Origin of the sequence: Petrimonas sp., from assembly GCF_963921705.1 — a bacterium.
Taxonomy (GTDB): domain Bacteria; phylum Bacteroidota; class Bacteroidia; order Bacteroidales; family Dysgonomonadaceae; genus Petrimonas; species Petrimonas sulfuriphila.
Window position 1 is genome coordinate 2256252 of sequence record NZ_OY997410.1, and the last position, 17013, is coordinate 2273264.

Below are 17013 nucleotides of genomic sequence, written 5' to 3' on the forward strand. Positions count from 1 at the left end.
AATACGTTTTATTTTGGAATACTGCAAATCCGGGAAGATCGAACAGTTTCCGATTTTGTCAATGAATGGACCTGTTTAACGATGAATTGCTGTAATTTTCCGGAGATTTTAGGTCACAATATTTAAAATGATTAATTTTGCAACACTTATTTGTAAAAAAATGAAAACCCGGTCGCTGAAAAAATTCATGTATCTGTCCATTGCTGCAGCAGTGGTAACTATCGGTTTGAAGTTTACGGCTTATTTAAAAACCGGGTCAATGGGTTTTTTCTCCGATGCGTTGGAGTCTTTTGTGAACCTTTTTGCCGCGGTTATAGCCCTTATTCTCCTGCATATTTCCGAAAAACCTGCCGATGAGGGACACGAATACGGGCACGGAAAAGCCGAATATTTCTCAAGCGCCATTGAGGGTGCGCTTATCCTGATTGCGGCCTTCAGCATTATTTACACGTCAATCCCGCGGATTATCCATCCGCAACCGCTGGAAAACCTGGGTATAGGAACGTTGTTCTCTGTTGGGGCATCCTTGGTGAACCTGTTTGCAGGAACTCTATTGATTCAAAACGGAAAGAAACACCGGTCAATGGTGCTCGAGGCTGACGGAAAGCACCTGATGACAGATGTGTGGACTTCAGCAGGGGTTATTGCGGGGGTTTTGGTGGTGAAATTTACAGGGCTTCTGGTACTCGACCCCATCATCGCTATTCTTGTTGCGTTGAACATTGTTTACACAGGGTATAAACTCATCAGCAGGTCGGCAAGCGGACTGATGGATGCTTCCATCCCGCAGGAAGAAATCAAACAGATTACGGGTTATTTCGATTCACTGAAAGGAAAGAACATCGATTATCATTCGTTGTTGACACGTCAGGCCGGACACCGGAAATTCATATCGTTTCATTTGCTGGTTCCGGGAGACTGGACAGTAAAAGAAGGCCACGACTACGCCGAAATAATTGAACAGCGCATCGAAAATATGTTCGATGATACGGTTACCGTCACCACCCACATTGAGCCCATTGAAGATCCATTGTCGCTGAACGACATCAAAATCGACCGGATGAATTATTCCGACGATGACGATTTTGATACCTGATCAACTGACTTTTGAAAACCGGGTCAGGGAAAAATCCCCGGGCATCAATATGCTCTTTAATTTATCCTCCGGCTCCACCGCCACGAAAAAGTATGCTGCCAGGTTATCGTCTTTCAGCTTCAGGAAATTATCCTCTTTTTCCCACGTTCCATTGGAAAGTTCCAACGAATAAAACCGTATGGAATAGGTTCCGTCTTCATGCGCACGAAACGTAAACTCCGGATTGAAATCGGATTGATAAAAACCATTTCTGAATTTATTTTTGTAAATATTCTTATCTATCCTTATCTTTTCCCTGTAACTGAGCAGCTCACTGCGCGACAGGAAATCACTTGAAATTGATACGGGGGACGAGGGCTTATCCGAGCTTTTTACAAAATAATTTAATTGCATCCATCTGAATCCGTCCTTCACCATAAAAATCTTGTTTCCCGTAACAGGTTCCAGGGTAATGACATATTGATTTGTCCCGTCGGTCAGCGTGTAGTTGCCGTTATCTTCCACCGTATACTTCCCGAAGGACAAAGGTTGCGATATCACCAGGTCGGGAGCATTTTTGTGGCTTAATTTTATCAGGTACTTCCCACTTTCAAAGATATCGAGGTAGCAAGCCAGATCGTTGTTTGTCAATTGCAAGGCATAGGATTGCGCCCGTACCGTCAAAAAAGCAGGAAAAATAATCAGGAAAGAGAACAGTATTTTTTTCATTGTTTTGGTCCTTTGTTTTCTGATCAGACTACATTTTTAGCCATTGGATTAATTGGATACAAAAAAGCCGCCCTTGTATCGGAGGACGGCTTTTGAAGAATAATGAACTGTATTTATACCGCAATTGCGCTTCCGATAAGGAATGCAGCGGCAAGGGCCACAATAGCGTAAAGCTCGGGAAATACGGCAAGAATCAGGGTGTTACCGAAAGCATCGTGTCCCTGCCCAATCGAGACGACACCGTTAGCGCAAACCTGCCCCTGACGGATTGCCGACAACAAGCCGATAAAGCCCAGTGCAAGTCCGGCTGCAAGCGTGGCCATTGACTGGAAAAATGTGATCTCGGGTGTAAGCACGTTAAAGATGTTTTGAAACATAAAGTATCCGGCAAATCCATACAATCCTTGCGTCCCTGGCAAGGCTGTTAGAACCAGGAAGTTACCGAATTTTCCGTCCACTTTTTTAGCAGCGCCAATGGCTGCATTTCCCACAATCGTAACCCCGTAAGCACTTCCGATACCTGTGAGAGCCAACATAATCGCTATGCCGATATAGGCAATAAATAAATTAGTTTCCATAAATTGTTTTTAAATTATTGTGTTTATTAATTTCTGATTGCTATTTTCTAAACGGACTGTATTTTTTTCCTCCTCCTTCGAATTCCGAGTTCTTGTAAAATTCAACAAATGTAAGGCGCACAGGATGCACGATAGCTCCCAATGTATTCATAAAGATATTGATGGCGTGTCCGATAAGAAATATCAACACATAAACAATGGGTTTTGCTATAGCGTTATCGGGGCTCATGCCTGCTGCCAGGCTGTTGAATACACTTGCCAGGATTCCTCCCGACAACCCCAGGGCAAACAGGCGGACGTAAGACAACACATCACCCAATAGTCCGGTAGCCATGTTGTAGGTGTCCCACAAACCTATCCCCAGATTCAGGAACGGATTCTTGTCCGGTGAGTTGTAAAAGTAAATGAGCAACGCTGCCGGAATGAGCACGATAAGGTGAACGGTTCCGAACATCGGTAACGCGTTAGGCAATAACGCCGCGACAATAAAACTCACCAGAAGTACAATCCATCCCACGGTGGATAGCGAATACTTGAATCCTTGCTGTTTTATGCGGTTGAAAACCTTCATGCACATACCGAATAAAACCTGAACGACACCGAGCACGAGCGACAACATAAACATGCGGTTATTGTCGAAAAAGGCTTTCTCTTTCAATGCCTGAACAATAGGCCAGTCGAGATCGTATAAGGCAAATCCGAAGAATCCGCCTGTCAGCAAGCCTGTTACCATGGTGGACGCACCCAACACCTGTACCAACGACAGGATCGCCTTCATGGAAGTGCTGAGTTTGCTTTTCTGAAGTATTTTAGCCAATGTGGCTGCCGTGAAAAGAAAAAGTCCGTAACCGACATCGCCGAGCGACAAGCCGAAGAACACCATGTAAAACGGTGCAAAATAGGGAGTCAGGTCAATTTCATTGTATTTCGGAAGCATATAAAGTTCGGCTATCGGTTCAAAAAGTCGGGCGAACTTGTTGTTTTTGAACTTGATGGGCACCTCATCGTCGGGAGTGGGATCGGCAACGTCAAAATATACCGCTTTCAATTCCAGGTAATCCGATATTTCCCGTTGGTTGTCTGCCGGTGCCCAGCCCTGTAACAACATTAATTTGTCGTCGGCCAGTGAAGTGCCGCTTTGGTGAACCCGGGTATAGTTCATCCTTTGTTCAATATCCCCTATCGCTGCTTTCAGCGAAGGCAGTTCTGCTGCGAGCGCTTTCAGCTTTTGATCTTGAACCTGAATTTTTTCGCGCAGTGATGCAATGAGCCCGTCCAGTTGCGTGAGGGATATCCCGGGAATTTTCACACTCTCCAGGTTTAGCTCGTCTGCCACTTTTTCGTTTTGTGTAAGGGTGACAAAATAGGTCCTGGAGGTTTCCCGTTTCACCACTACCGCATCGTAGGTAGTTTCCCATTCGGGATTGTACTGGTTATCGGGGACTATGAAGAAATCCAGTAAGTATCCTGCTTTTCGTAGCCGTTCAATGTTTTCAGGATCGAAGTTTCCCCAGGGTCGCAGTAATTCGCGTTCTTTGATGCTCACCTGCAATTGCTGGTTCAACGAAGCCGTTGCGTTCTGGATAAGTTCAATCTCGCGGGGAATTGTTTTTCCCCGTTCGATATCGGGTTCATTTAGCGGGGCCGCTGATTTTTTATCGATTTGCCTGTTCAATATTTTTTGTGCCTCCCGCAACTGTTTTAACTTCACCAGGAACTCGTCCAGTTGTTCGTTATCTTCCACCGGCCGGTCCGACGCTGCCACATGAATAAGCCCCAGATCGCGCAAATCATGCAAAAACGCATCGTAATCCCTGTAAAAGGCAAGGAAAGTGAATTTTTTCATTTTTGCTACCATACGCTATCCTCCTCTTCCTTCTTTTTCTCTAAATGAGCACGCATAATCTTTTGCGATGACTTGGAGAGATTTTCCTCGTCCTCGAGGTATCGTTTTATTTTCAGGATGGCATCCTGATAACCGGGTATCTGAACTTTCTCAAACAGATTTACTTTTTGAGTCGTCTTCTTTCTCGCGTAATCGAGCCGCTGAATCCGTAACTCGTGAAAATCTCTCCTTATTCCTATTTCGGCAAGCGTTTCGAGTGTCCGGACCCCGTCCAGGTACCATTTCGGACGATTAAAAACACTGAACGGCCGGGTTTCGAAATCCACCGTTTCCAGTATCGGGATCAATACGCCGGCTATTTTCTTTTTTGAGAAATGAACATCTTTTACGCGGAGAAGGCTCGCGTCGAACTCGAGCCACATTCCCACCATTTTTTGGTAAGACCGGATCTGTTTTTCGAGTTCTTTTTCCAGCTCATCGATTTCATTTTTTGCCCTTTTCACCTCCATACGCAAGGCTGTTTCCTTGTTTTGCAACGTAGGGAGTGCACGTTCGCGTATCTTCAGTTGTTTTTCCAACTGCTGACGCGACGTTTTGTTGTATTGAAATTTTATAGCCATAAACTTTACCTGTTACTGCTTCCAGTACCTGTCTACCATTTCGCGCTTCATGTTTACTTCCTGCGGTTTGAAATGCTTCGATAACAACGTCCAGGTTGTATCCAGCATCTCAACGGTGTCGAGGTTTACATCTATGGCGAGAAGGTATTCGGAATAGTCCCTGGCGAACGACAATGCCCGCTGGTCGTAATCAGTCAGGTCGAAGCCGTTCTCGAGTTTGGTTTTCGCATTGGCGGCATCAGCGTACAAGCGTACGGCAGCGTTCATCACCTGCGGGTGGTCTTCACGTGTCTTCTTGCCTTGAACCAGTTGTTTCAATCGCGAAAGCGAACGGAAAGGATCCACGATCACCTTACCTACATCGCTGTCCCGGCGAAGGAACAGCTGTCCTTCGGTAATGTATCCGGTATTATCGGGAACGGCGTGTGTGATATCGCCGCCCGAAAGCGTTGTAACAGCGATGATCGTGATGGAACCGCCATCGGGGAATTGAGCCGCTTTCTCATACACTTTTGCCAGGTCGGAATACAACGATCCCGGCATGGAATCTTTCGACGGAATCTGATCCATACGGTTAGACACGATGGACAACGCATCGGCATACGAGGTCATGTCCGACAAAAGGACCAGCACCTGTTCGTTTTTATCTACGGCAAAATATTCTGCGGCCGTCAATGCCATATCAGGAACGAGCAGCCGTTCAACGGCTGGATTTTCCGTCGTGTTCATAAAGCTGATGATGCGGTCGAGCGCGCCAGCGTTGCTGAACACATTTTTGTAATAGAGGTAATCGTCATTCGTCATCCCCATCCCGCCGAGAATAATTTTATCGGCCTTGGCACGAAGGGCCACCGTTGCCATTACCTGGTTGAAAGGCTGGTCGGGATCGGCAAAGAACGGGATTTTCTGTCCCGAGACGAGCGTGTTGTTCAGGTCTATACCCGAGATACCCGTAGCGATGAGTTCCGACGGTTGTTTCCTTCTTACCGGGTTAACCGATGGCCCGCCAATCTGGCGTTCTTCTCCTTCGGGTACAGGCCCGCCGTCGATGGGGTCGCCGTAGGCATTAAAAAAACGTCCGGCAAGTTGGTCTCCCACTTTCAGCGAAGGCGCTTTTCCGAGAAAGACCACTTCTGCATTGGTCGGGATGCCTTCCGTTCCTTCGAAAATCTGGAGGGTAACCTCGTCGTTGATGATTTTCACTACCTGGGCCAATCGTCCGTCTACGGTGGCCAGTTCGTCGTAACCCACATCGGTGGCTTTTACAGAACACGTGGCTTTGGTGATCTGTGTGATCTTGGTGTATATTTTTTGAAATGCTTTAGCCATAATTTTTCAATTGTTAATTAATTCCTCCAGTTGCCTGCGGTAATCGTTGAATTTATCCGATTTGAACTCCGAATAATTCATCTGCCTGCATACGTTGATCAGTTTCTTGAAGTATTCCGCTACCTGGTTGAAATTTTCAAATTCGAATTCAGCACGACATATGTCTACTACCATATCCAGGATATACTTCTGCCGTTCGATCGGTGTTACCGAATCAATTTCGTCAAAAGCGTCCTGTTGCAGGATAACAAAATCGATCAACTCCGATTTCCAGAATGTGATGTGGTATTCAACGGGGACACCGTCGTCGCCGAGAATATTAATTTGCTCGGCAATTTCCTTTCCCCGGAGCAACCGCGTTTTAATGTCGTTGACCTTTGTTGTCCAGTCTCCGGATATCTCTTTTGAGATATATTCCTCAAATTCGGGATATTCAATGTATTTGGAATAAGATTCGATGGGGTTGATGGCCGGGTAGCGTTTTCTGTCGGCGCGATCCTGCTCGAGTGCGTAATAACAACGGGCTACTTTCTTCGTGTTTTCGGTAACGGGTTCTTTCAGGTTACCGCCAGCAGGCGACACGGTTCCGATAAAGGTGATGGAACCCTCCTTGCCGTTATTCAGCGTAACGTGTCCGGCACGTCCGTAGAAGTTCGAAATGATCGCCGACAAGTCCATCGGGAAAGCATCGGGTCCAGGAAGCTCCTCCAGCCGGTTGCTCATCTCGCGTAACGCTTGCGCCCAACGCGATGTGGAGTCGGCCATCAGCAACACCTTCAGCCCCATGGAACGATAATATTCTCCGATGGTCATGGCCGTGTAAACCGAGGCTTCGCGTGCGGCAACGGGCATGTTGGACGTGTTTGCAACGATAATGGTCCGCTCCATCAGTTTCCGTCCGGTATGCGGGTCATCAAGTTCGGGAAATTCGGTGAAAATTTCCACCACCTCGTTAGCACGTTCACCACAGGCAGCGATAATAACAATATCGGCCTCCGCTTGTTTGGAAATGGCGTGCTGCAGCACCGTTTTCCCAGTTCCGAAAGCGCCGGGTATAAATCCGGTTCCGCCTTCCACAATCGGGTTCAGTGTATCTATCGTTCTCACGCCGGTTTCCAGCAGTTTAAACGGCCTGGGTTTTTCCTTGTACAGGGTAACGGGCACTTTCACCGGCCATTTCTGAATCATGTTCAGTTTATGCTCCTCCCCGTTTTTATCTTCAACCACCGCCACGGTGTGGTAAATGTTGTACTCTCCTTCCGGTGCGATACTTTTCACCTTGTATTCGCTGGTCATCACGAACGGGACCATTATCTTGTGGGGTTGGAAATTCTCATCCACTTCACCCAACCATGATCCTCCGGAAACGTTGTCGCCAACCTGTGCTATGGGCTTAAAAGCCCATTTTTTTTCCTCGTCAAGCGGAAAAGTATATTGTCCCCTTTTCAGAAAGACACCCTCCATCTTGTCCAGATCGTTTTCCAAGCCGTCCAGGTTTCGTTCAAGAAGACCCGGTCCGAGCACAACTTCGAGCATATGTCCCCGAAACTCCACCCCGGCACCTACCTTAAGACCACGCGTGCTTTCAAAAACCTGGACATACACGTTTTTTCCGATAACCTTAATGACTTCCGACATCAGATGCGTACCGTCAAGATTGATATAGGCAATTTCGTTCTGCGCAACAGGGCCATCTACCTCCACAATTACCAGGTTGGAAATGATCCCCTTTACTGTTCCTTTTGTCATATTATAATTCTTTGTTATTTGCTTCGTGTTATGCAATGGAAATTCAACTTCTTTTTTATTCCTCAGGCATTTTTACATCGCCTTTTAATCCGGCGATTAGTTCACGGAAAACACGTTCACCTTCTTCGGCATTCAGTTTTACCCAGCGTTCCAGCATCTGGAGCTTGCACAGGTAGGCAAAAATATATTCTATGTTGAAATAATCGAAAACCGTGTTTTCTTCCAGCCAATCCCAACGGAATTTGTCCATTTTCCTTTCGCGTTCGTATATATCCGTCTCTTCGGAGAGCCGCACGACAGCATCAAAAATCTCCAGTTCCTGACTCAACCCGAAATCGCGGGCATTCGCGTTCTCACGGATCAGCTGAGCTACCGGGTTATGGCCAACGACCACCCGGGCCACATCCAATCCATACTTTCGGGCATAAATTGCCGACAACAGGTTGCCTATATTCAGATTGAGCTCAAACCATCGCGACATGAGCGAATTTTTCACCTCTGTGCCGTAATCCATATACAAAGAGGCCATCAGGTCGTCCCACAATTTGTTTTCTGCCTGAGCCTCTTCGTCCAGCCATGTTCGGATAAATTTTTCGTGAAAATCCGGAACCTTCCTGTTTTTTACCGGTAAGTCCTCTTTGATTCTTCCGATCGTTTCCTGAATCTCTTCTCGGGAAATACTGCCCATCGGATTCAGTTCGGCATCCTTGTTTTTCAACAAGTGCAGTAGGTTGTCGTTGTCGTACTTCAGGAAGTATTTGTTCAGCAACCGTTTGTCGTCCGGCTTCAATTCTTCGTCGAGCATTCGTTTGAACTCTTCCACGGTAAACGGAAGTTTCATGCTGTCGAAAGAAAAATCGGGCAACCCTGCTATAAAACAGTAATATTGATGTTTGAAAAGCATATGTTTCACAGTTTTTTGCCTGCGTTGTAAGTTAGCTCCGCCGTAATTTGCGTTTTGCGTACTATTGGTGCGACGTTGAGCCGTTTAACGAAACAACGGATTACAATAGAATAGGTGCTGGATTACAGCTGAATACCTTTTAAAAAAGCAGTTTTTGTATTTGCGGGCGAAGGAATTCACGGAAATATTCTATAAACTCTTCTTCGCCGAATTTTACCCGGTAAGAACCGTCTTCGGGGGATAAGATAAAGCTGGTTTTCAATCCATTCACGGATTCAATCTTCAGGCCTTTGTCAAGCAGGTATTTAGCGTTTTCGGAAATGTATTGCTTCAATTCCTCGGAATTTTCTACTCCGATTGTTAATGTTTCGTTCTTCGACCAATTTTGCACAAGTTCAGTGATCAGTTTTTGCATGAACGTTTTGTCTTCCAACGCTGCTTTCACGTTGGATGCCGATAACTTACCGGTCACCAGGTTGGTGATTTCGCTCTTCAGCGCCTCGACCGCCTGAGATGCGAAAAGCTTAAGTTCAGACTCCGTATTGCTTTTCCATTCGTGGGTTTCTTTCTTTGCTGACACAACGATCTGTTCGGCCTCTTTTTTTGCCTCCTCCACTATCTGATCACGCAATACTTTTGCTTCGGCAACAATTTTATTGGCCTCTTCCTTACCTTTTTCTATTCCTTCCGCGTAGAGTTTAGAGGTGATTTCCTGAATTTTGTCCATAAATTTTTTCTGTTATTGAGCAACAAGGTTAATCGCTTATTGGCTATCAAAATTTTATAGAACAAAGATATAAAAAAGGAAGATAATCATCACAAAATATTTTCTTTTATTTTTTGTGGATCTTTTTTTCTTTCAAAATAGTTTTTTACCCGTGTCAATGTTTTGTATTATTTTTGCAGCCATGGATAAGAAAATCTTTCGGCTTGCCATACCCAATATAATCACCAACATTACTGTTCCGCTGCTTGGGATGATCGATATCGCCATTGCGGGGCATTTGGGTTCGGCAGTATATATAGGTGCCATAGCTCTCGGCGCCAATATCTTCAACATGATTTACTGGAATTTTGGGTTTATCCGGATGAGCTCCAGCGGATTTGCCGCGCAGGCCTATGGAGCCCGCGATTTTACCGAAGCCATGAATGTGTTGATACGTTCGCTTATCGTGGGTGTGGGAATCGGGCTGCTGATTGTCTTGTTGCAATACCCCATCGGGAAGTTTGCCTTAAGCCTGATAAAGTCCGGTTCCGAAAGTAAAGCAGCTGTTGAAACCTATTTCCGTATTTGTGTCTGGAGTGCCCCGGCCGTACTCGGGACGTATGCTTTTAAAGGTTTTTTCATCGGAATGCAGAATGCTAAAACACCAATGGTAATTGCCATTCTCAACAACGTGCTGAATATTGTCCTGAGCATGTTGTTTGTTTTCGGATTTGGCATGAAGGTGGCAGGAATTGCCCTTGGGACAATGTTATCGCAGGTGATAACACTTGTCGTTTGTGTGCTGATGTGGCTGAAATTTTACGGCCGGCTGAGAAAATACATTGTCAGGTCTTCTGTTTTGGAAACCGCTGCCATCCGGTCTTATTTCCGGGTAAACGGCGATGTTTTTGTACGCACGTTCCTGTTGACGCTGGTTACCACGTTTTTCACGTTTGTGTCATCGGGTATGGGAGACATGATTTTAGCTGCCAACGCCCTGTTGATGCAGTTTTTCATGCTTTTCTCCTACTTTATGGATGGATTTGCATACGCTGGGGAAGCATTAACGGGAAGATACATAGGGGCAGATAACAAGGTGCTGCTTGCCGGGATGCTAAGAAGATTGTTTTTCTGGGGATTTATCGTGAGTGCCGTATCGGTAATGATTTACCTGTTCTTCCCCGACCCGATTTTGAAAATGCTCACCAACGATAAAGCGGTCATTGAAACCACCAAATCGTTCCTTTTCTGGACAGTGCTTATCCCGGTAACCGGTTTTGCTGCTTTTCTCTGGGACGGTGTTTTCATTGGGGCAACAGCCTCGAAAGAGATGCGCAACGCTATGGTGTTCTCTGCTGTCGTTTTCTTTGCCTGTTATTATATCGCCGTGCCGGTACTCGGAAACAACGGCCTGTGGCTGGCTTTTATTTTGTATTTGTCCGTTCGGGGAATTTTACAAACCGTATGGGCGAAAAAGGCGTTAAAAATGGCACAATCCTAAACCTGTAATTCAAAGAAATGAAACAATTCGAATCCATAACCGAACTGAAACGTTTTTTAACGGTTCCTTACGTAGAAGAGATTGCCGTTCAATCGCTTCGCCTGACCGAGATTGAACCGCTAATGCTCAATATCCGTTTTTCCAGGTGTTTGTTTCTGGGTTGTTCGATGTCTGACGACCTGTTGCACCATTTACTGCCCGGGAATTTTATTTTTCCCCTCCTGGATGTTCCGTTCAATACCTATCCGAGCCGGTTGTACGACACAGATTCGCTTTATGCCGGTTTTAACCGCCACAAGCCTAAAACGTACCTGAAGACTCCTGATAAGGTTATTTACGATTATTACCGGGAGTCCCGGAAAAACCTGTCGATAAAGGATACGCTGGCGCAACGTTTGCACGACCACTCCATCACCGATTCGCTGCACGAGTACATCGCCAGTTTTGATGAACGCAAGCTCGTGGCAATAATGGGCGGACATGGCATCCTGCGAACCGAACACATCTACCGGCAAGTGGCCTTGCTGTCGAAATCACTCACGGAGCAGGGTTACCTGATGCTTTCCGGAGGCGGCCCCGGGGCAATGGAAGCCACGCACCTGGGAGCGTGGATGGCCGGAAGGGGCGACAACGAATGTCTTCGGGCCGTCGGCATCTTGAGTGCGGCCCCCCGCTACTCCGATGAGGGATGGCTTTCTTCGGCATTCGAGGTAATGGAACGTTTCCCCGACCCGCCTTTCGATAGTCTGGGAATTCCCACATGGCATTACGGGCACGAGCTCCCCACCCCATTTGCCACGAAAATTGCCAAATATTTCGAGAACAGTATCCGCGAAGAAGGGTTGCTCGCCATCGCCAAAGGAGGCGTGGTTTTCACCCCCGGAAGTGCGGGGACCCTGCAGGAGGTTTTTCAGGACCTGGCACAAAACCATTACGAGTCATACGGTTACGCCAGCCCGATGATTTTTTTGGATAAGCACTTCTGGACAACCGAACGCCCCGTCTACCCCGTCATCGGAGAAATGGCGGAACGCGGCGATTTGCATCACCTCAACCTGGGGCTTTACGATAACAATGAAGAGGTTATCGCCCACTTGAAAAAGTTTTCGGAATAAACCGGTACCGTCACTTTCTGGCTCCGTATTTTAACATCTCGATCATAAAATAATGCGAAACGAAAACCATATTCTTTAAAAAATTCAAGCCTGTTTCTGAAAAATTATAAATTTCCGTACCTTTGAACCAAATTCATCGATTAAACAGGCAGCAAATGAAAAACTCGCTCCTTTTTCCCCTATTTGGATTGATCCTCATGTTGAGCGGATGTGTTCAAAAAACGGAACAAAAAATGATCGACAATTACTCGTTGCCCCGCAGTACACCTGAAGCAGAGGGCTTATCGTCCGAGGCGGTCATCCAATTTATCGACGCTGCTGAGAGCGTTCGCGACAGCAGCATCGAACTCCACAGTTTCATGATCGTACGGCACGGAAAAGTCCTGGCCGAAGGCTGGTGGTCACCCTACCGGCGCGGCCTCAGGCACACGATGTATTCCGTGTCCAAAAGTTTTACTTCCACCGCCATAGGCCTGGCTGTGGCGGAAGGGAGACTGAAACTGACCGACAAGGTGGTTTCGTTTTTTCCCGAATCATTACCCGACACGGTCTCTCCTTATCTCGCGCAGCTCGATGTGGACGACCTGCTGAAAATGTCCGTGGGACAGGCCCGGGAACCTCAGGAGATGCGCTTTAGCGACGATTGGATAAAAACGTTTTTGGCCGCTCCTGTCCAATACGAGCCGGGAACGGTTTTCCTTTATAACTCGGCAGGATCGTTCATGCTGTCTGCCATCCTGCAAAAAGCGACAGGTGAAAAACTCATCGATTACCTCAAGCCCCGCCTGTTTGAACCTTTGGGCATTAAAGATGCCGATTGGGAAGTGAACCCGCAGGGAATAAACGTCGGCGGATGGGGGCTGCGCGTTAAGACGGAAGATATGGCGAAACTGGGGCTGCTCTACTTGCAAAAAGGTAAATGGAGAGATCACCGGATCCTGACGGAAGAATGGGTGAATGCGGCTACTTCCGAGCAGATCAAGACCGTAACGGGAGAAGAAGACCCGGCGAATGACTGGGCACAAGGTTACGGTTATCAGTTCTGGCAAACGCGAAATAACGCGTTCCGCGGCGACGGGGCTTTCGGGCAGTTCATCATTGTCCTGCCGGAGAAAGATGCGGTTATTGTCCTTACGGCTAACGCTCAGGATATGCAAAAGGAGATCAACCTGGTCTGGAAGCATATTTTTCCTGCTTTCCGGGAATCTGCGTTGGCTGAGGACGGTGACGCGCTGGACAGGTTGAAATCCCGTTTGTCGGCGTTGAGGTTACCTGTCCACACCACGAGAACCTCCTCTCCTGTCCGGGAAATTATTTCCGGAAAAACAATGGCTTTCAACAAAAATCCACTGAAAATATCGGAATTAACATTGCGATTCGAAGGCGACGTTTGTCGGATGACCCTAAGACAAGACACGGCAACCTACGAATTCCGGTTCAACTCCACTTCGTGGGAAGAAGGTGAAACGTTGCGCCACGGGCCTTCGCTCACTGCTGGCTCCAAAGCCGGTTTAACGGGTTTGCCACCCTTTAAGGTGGCGGGAAACTATGTCTGGAAAGATGAAAAAACACTGGAGTTGGTGCTCCGTTACATAGAGAGCCCCAACGACGAGCGGTTCGTCTTTTCTTTCGAAAAACCGGCCGTTTCGGTAGAGTATTCAGCTAGTTACGATTTTTATCAACAGAAACTACGGTGGACTGAAAAATAACAATATAAATCCGACAATCATGAATCAAAAAAATGTAATCATTACCCTGATCTTTCTGACGTTTGTTTTTTCCGCAACGTCACAGGAAATCATTGCGCATCGCGGATACTGGAAAACTGAGGGTTCCGCACAAAACTCCGTTGCTGCCTTAATGAACGCCGATGCGCTTGACGTTTACGGATCTGAAGTAGATATCTGGCTATCGTCGGACGGCGTGCCTGTGGTAAATCACGACGCCGATGTGCTGCTCGACGGGAAGAAATTACGGGTGCAGGAAACTTCTGCCGCTGTCCTCCGGAAAGTGAAATTAGCAAACGGTGAACCGTTGCCTACGGTAGAAGAATATTTAACTGCGTTTGAAAAATGCAGGAACGCCCGGCTGATCGTCGAATTCAAGACGCACAGCGACAGAAAAGCGGAAGATGAGTTGGCAGAGAAGGTGATCAATATGATTCGAGAAAAAGGATTGCAAAACCGGGTAGAATACATTTCATTCGGCATTAATTTTGTTAATCAGGTCAGAAAACTTGATCCGGCGGCACCGGTATATTACCTGAACGGAGACCTGTCGCCCCGGGTAATCAAATCCATGGGCGCAGCAGGCATAGACTATCACTTCAATGTGTTGAAGAAAAATCCGCACTGGGTGAAGGAAGCACACGACCTCGGACTGAAGGTCAACGTGTGGACGGTGAATACGCCTGACGGTATCCGGGAAATGCTTGACCTGAAAGTCGATTTCATAACCACCGACGAGCCTCTGCTGGCCGGGGAATTGATAAACAAACAAAAATGACTCTGCAGGAACAGCTCTTACGGGCGACGGATATTGCCATCGAAGCGCATACGGGGCATTACGATAAAAACGGACAGCCCTACCTCGGACACGTCTTGCGCGTGATGAGCACCGGGCATACGTTACGGGAAAAAATTGCCGGTGCGCTGCACGATGTGATCGAAGACTCCGATTGGACATTGGAAGATCTGGCGGAAGAAGGTTTTTCCCCGGAAATACTGGATGCGGTCGGAGCCTTGACGCATGATGATCCGGAAACATACGACGCGTATCTGGCGCGTGTAGCGAAAAATCCCCTGGCGGTTCGGGTAAAGATGAACGATTTGTCGGACAACATGGATGTTCGCCGCTTCAGAGAACTTGATGATACCGCCGTTTCCCGTATCCGGAAGTATTTAAAAGCTTATAAATTTCTCATAGAAACCCTTCCCACACTCCAATCCGAATAATGGCCGGCATTTACATCCACATCCCTTTTTGTAAAACGCGTTGCGTTTACTGCGATTTTTACAAGGAAACCGACGAAAGCAAAATAAAGGTTTTTGCGGAGGCGCTTTGCGCCGAAGCTTTACGTAGAAAAAACGAAGTGAGGGAACCGGTAAAAACTATTTATTTCGGGGGCGGAACGCCGTCGAGATTAGATAACCAAGCTTTCGGAGAAATTTTTGAAACATTGTTCTCCCATTTTCCGATAGAGGAAGATGCGGAAATCACCCTAGAAGCAAATCCTGACGATCTTTCGGAAGAATATATACACTTGCTGCGGAAATTGCCTTTCAACCGGATCAGTATTGGAATTCAAAGTTTCGATGACGGGGAATTGAAGTTTTTAAGCCGAAGGCACTCGGCCCGACAGGCGATCCAGGCAGTCAAGCTCTGCCGGCAAGCAGGGTTTGAAAACATAAGCATTGACCTGATGTACGGTTTGCCCGGCCAGACACCCGGAATGTGGGAGAAGAGCCTGCGACAGGCCTGTGAACTGGATGTCTGGCACATCTCGGCGTACCACCTTATTTACGAGAAGCAGACCAGGCTCTATGCTCTCCTGCAGAAAGGGAGCGTGAGGCCCGTTACCGACGAAGCAAGCACGGAAATGTTTTCCATGCTCATCGATACGCTTGCCCAAAACGGGTTTGAACATTACGAAATTTCAAATTTTGCCAAAAGCAAGAAATATTCCATTCACAACACCTCGTATTGGAAAAACGAAAAATATATCGGACTGGGACCTTCGGCCCACTCATACGATGGGGAAAACCGGTCGTGGAACATAGCTTCGCTCGAAAAATACATCACCGCAATTCAGTCCGGGGAACTTTTGCAGGAAACGGAAAAGTTAACGTTCACCCAAAAATACAACGAGTTTATTCTGACGGGGTTGCGCACGATGTGGGGCGTGGACCTAAACCTGCTGAAGGAAAAATTCGGACAGGAACTGTTCGATTACTGCTTGCAAAATGCGCGAAAATTCATCCGTGAAGGCTTTCTTGTGTCTAAAGACAATTCGCTGATAATGAATCGGAAAGGTATATTTATTTCCGATGGGATAATGAGTGAGTTGATGCGGGTGTAAGAAACCGCGAGAGCCAGGCATTCAGGCTATCCAGCAGAACAGGCGAGTCTTTCCGCACCGCCCACGACTCCAATTGCGTGAAGCTGATGTCGGTATCAACATCTATCTCCGGCATCTCTTTGGCAAGTTTTCGCGCAAGTACCTCGTCACAAACCGTGAAGTCAATATCCCCGCCTGCAACCATCATCACCAGTTGTTCTGTTTCGTATATATCGTTTTGTATTATAAAAATGGTATCTCCTATCTCGTGAGAAAGGTTTTGCAGACGCAAAATTACGGGCGAATCCCTGTGTATATGGATGGTTTTTTTGGCTAAATCCAGGTGTTGGCGGATGGGTGTTATGCTGTCGTTAAACTCCGGTTTTCGCTGTACAAGTACCTGTTTATTCAGGTTAATTGACTCGGTAAAGCCAAACTGCTGACGCAAATGCGTGGTTACGGGAATGTTCCGGGCAACGATATCGTACCGTCCCTGTTTCAGCCCTTGAAGATTTTTATCCAGGCTGTTCTCCAGAAAGATATTTACTTTCAGCTTCCAATCCTGTTCCAGGGCCTTGATGAGCCCATGCTGAAATCCGGCCAGGGTATCGCCGGAGACATGGTATCCAATGGGATTATAATCGGTAACGATGTTCAACTCGCCGCTGTTCACTATCTCGGAAAAATCTCTGGGTAAAACAATCTCCACCTTCCTGGAAACGGTATAAAGGATAACCATCAGGGAAAGCGCGACAACTAAAAGTACGCCGTAAATGACAATCATTTTTTTCGATTTCACAGCAG

16 protein-coding genes are annotated in these 17013 nt (G+C 46.9%); 7 read left to right on the forward strand and 9 right to left on the reverse strand.

Features of this window, described 5'->3' with window-relative positions; all coding sequences use genetic code 11:
* Positions 1–160 precede the first annotated feature (160 nt).
* The gene (locus tag AACM02_RS09375; RefSeq protein WP_332456697.1) at positions 161–1096 is read left to right on the forward strand and encodes a cation diffusion facilitator family transporter; all 936 of its coding nucleotides are present in this window, start codon (positions 161–163) and stop codon (positions 1094–1096) included.
* Here the strand turns inward: AACM02_RS09375 and AACM02_RS09380 are convergent, their stop codons facing one another.
* The 8 genes from AACM02_RS09380 to AACM02_RS09415 form a co-directional block, all read right to left on the reverse strand.
* Entirely contained in the window at positions 1097–1804 is a 708-nt protein-coding gene (locus AACM02_RS09380; RefSeq protein ID WP_339116790.1) for a hypothetical protein, read from the reverse strand.
* A 113-nt stretch (positions 1805–1917) separates the two neighbouring features.
* Positions 1918–2382: a V-type ATP synthase subunit K gene (locus tag AACM02_RS09385; RefSeq protein WP_332456695.1), complete on the reverse strand. Its 465-nt coding sequence runs from the start codon at positions 2380–2382 to the stop codon at positions 1918–1920.
* Between the two features lie 40 nt (positions 2383–2422).
* Positions 2423–4240, reverse strand: a complete 1818-nt coding sequence (locus tag AACM02_RS09390) for a V-type ATPase 116kDa subunit family protein (protein ID WP_339116791.1) — start codon at positions 4238–4240, stop codon at positions 2423–2425.
* Entirely contained in the window at positions 4234–4848 is a 615-nt protein-coding gene (locus AACM02_RS09395) for a V-type ATP synthase subunit D (protein WP_332456693.1), read from the reverse strand. The genes AACM02_RS09390 and AACM02_RS09395 overlap by 7 nt, the downstream gene beginning before the upstream one ends.
* A 12-nt stretch (positions 4849–4860) precedes the next feature.
* Positions 4861–6180: a V-type ATP synthase subunit B gene (locus AACM02_RS09400; RefSeq protein ID WP_332456714.1), complete on the reverse strand. Its 1320-nt coding sequence runs from the start codon at positions 6178–6180 to the stop codon at positions 4861–4863.
* A gap of 3 nt (positions 6181–6183) precedes the next feature.
* Positions 6184–7926: a V-type ATP synthase subunit A gene (locus tag AACM02_RS09405; RefSeq protein ID WP_332456692.1), complete on the reverse strand. Its 1743-nt coding sequence runs from the start codon at positions 7924–7926 to the stop codon at positions 6184–6186.
* 55 nt (positions 7927–7981) lie between these two features.
* Positions 7982–8830: a DUF2764 family protein gene (locus AACM02_RS09410; RefSeq protein ID WP_339116792.1), complete on the reverse strand. Its 849-nt coding sequence runs from the start codon at positions 8828–8830 to the stop codon at positions 7982–7984.
* Between the two features lie 139 nt (positions 8831–8969).
* Positions 8970–9557 (reverse strand): hypothetical protein, encoded by a 588-nt coding sequence (locus AACM02_RS09415; protein ID WP_332456690.1) that lies wholly within the window; start codon positions 9555–9557, stop codon positions 8970–8972.
* A 181-nt stretch (positions 9558–9738) separates the two neighbouring features.
* On the opposite strand from AACM02_RS09415, the gene AACM02_RS09420 reads away from it, so the two are divergent.
* From AACM02_RS09420 to hemW, 6 genes are all read left to right on the forward strand, one after another.
* Positions 9739–11037 carry an MATE family efflux transporter gene (locus AACM02_RS09420; protein ID WP_332456689.1) on the forward strand — a complete coding sequence of 433 codons (1299 nt, stop codon included), beginning with the start codon at positions 9739–9741 and terminating at the stop codon, positions 11035–11037.
* Positions 11038–11054: 17 nt separating this feature from the next.
* Positions 11055–12152 (forward strand): LOG family protein, encoded by a 1098-nt coding sequence (locus tag AACM02_RS09425; RefSeq protein WP_339116793.1) that lies wholly within the window; start codon positions 11055–11057, stop codon positions 12150–12152.
* Positions 12153–12307: 155 nt separating this feature from the next.
* On the forward strand, positions 12308–13861 hold the full coding sequence (locus AACM02_RS09430; RefSeq protein WP_339116794.1) for a serine hydrolase: 1554 nt from the start codon (positions 12308–12310) through the stop codon (positions 13859–13861).
* A 19-nt stretch (positions 13862–13880) separates the two neighbouring features.
* Complete coding sequence (locus AACM02_RS09435; protein WP_332456686.1) at positions 13881–14657, forward strand: glycerophosphodiester phosphodiesterase family protein; 777 nt, start codon at positions 13881–13883, stop codon at positions 14655–14657.
* Positions 14654–15106, forward strand: coding sequence for an HD domain-containing protein (locus tag AACM02_RS09440; protein ID WP_332456685.1), 453 nt, complete (start codon positions 14654–14656; stop codon positions 15104–15106). Before AACM02_RS09435 ends, AACM02_RS09440 begins: the two co-directional genes overlap by 4 nt.
* Positions 15106–16230 (forward strand): radical SAM family heme chaperone HemW, encoded by a 1125-nt coding sequence (hemW, locus tag AACM02_RS09445; protein ID WP_339116795.1) that lies wholly within the window; start codon positions 15106–15108, stop codon positions 16228–16230. The genes AACM02_RS09440 and hemW overlap by 1 nt, the downstream gene beginning before the upstream one ends.
* Here the strand turns inward: hemW and AACM02_RS09450 are convergent.
* Complete coding sequence (locus AACM02_RS09450) at positions 16190–17008, reverse strand: transporter substrate-binding domain-containing protein (RefSeq protein ID WP_339116796.1); 819 nt, start codon at positions 17006–17008, stop codon at positions 16190–16192. The two genes, hemW and AACM02_RS09450, sit on opposite strands and share 41 nt — an antisense overlap.
* Between the last annotated feature and the right edge of the window lie 5 nt (positions 17009–17013).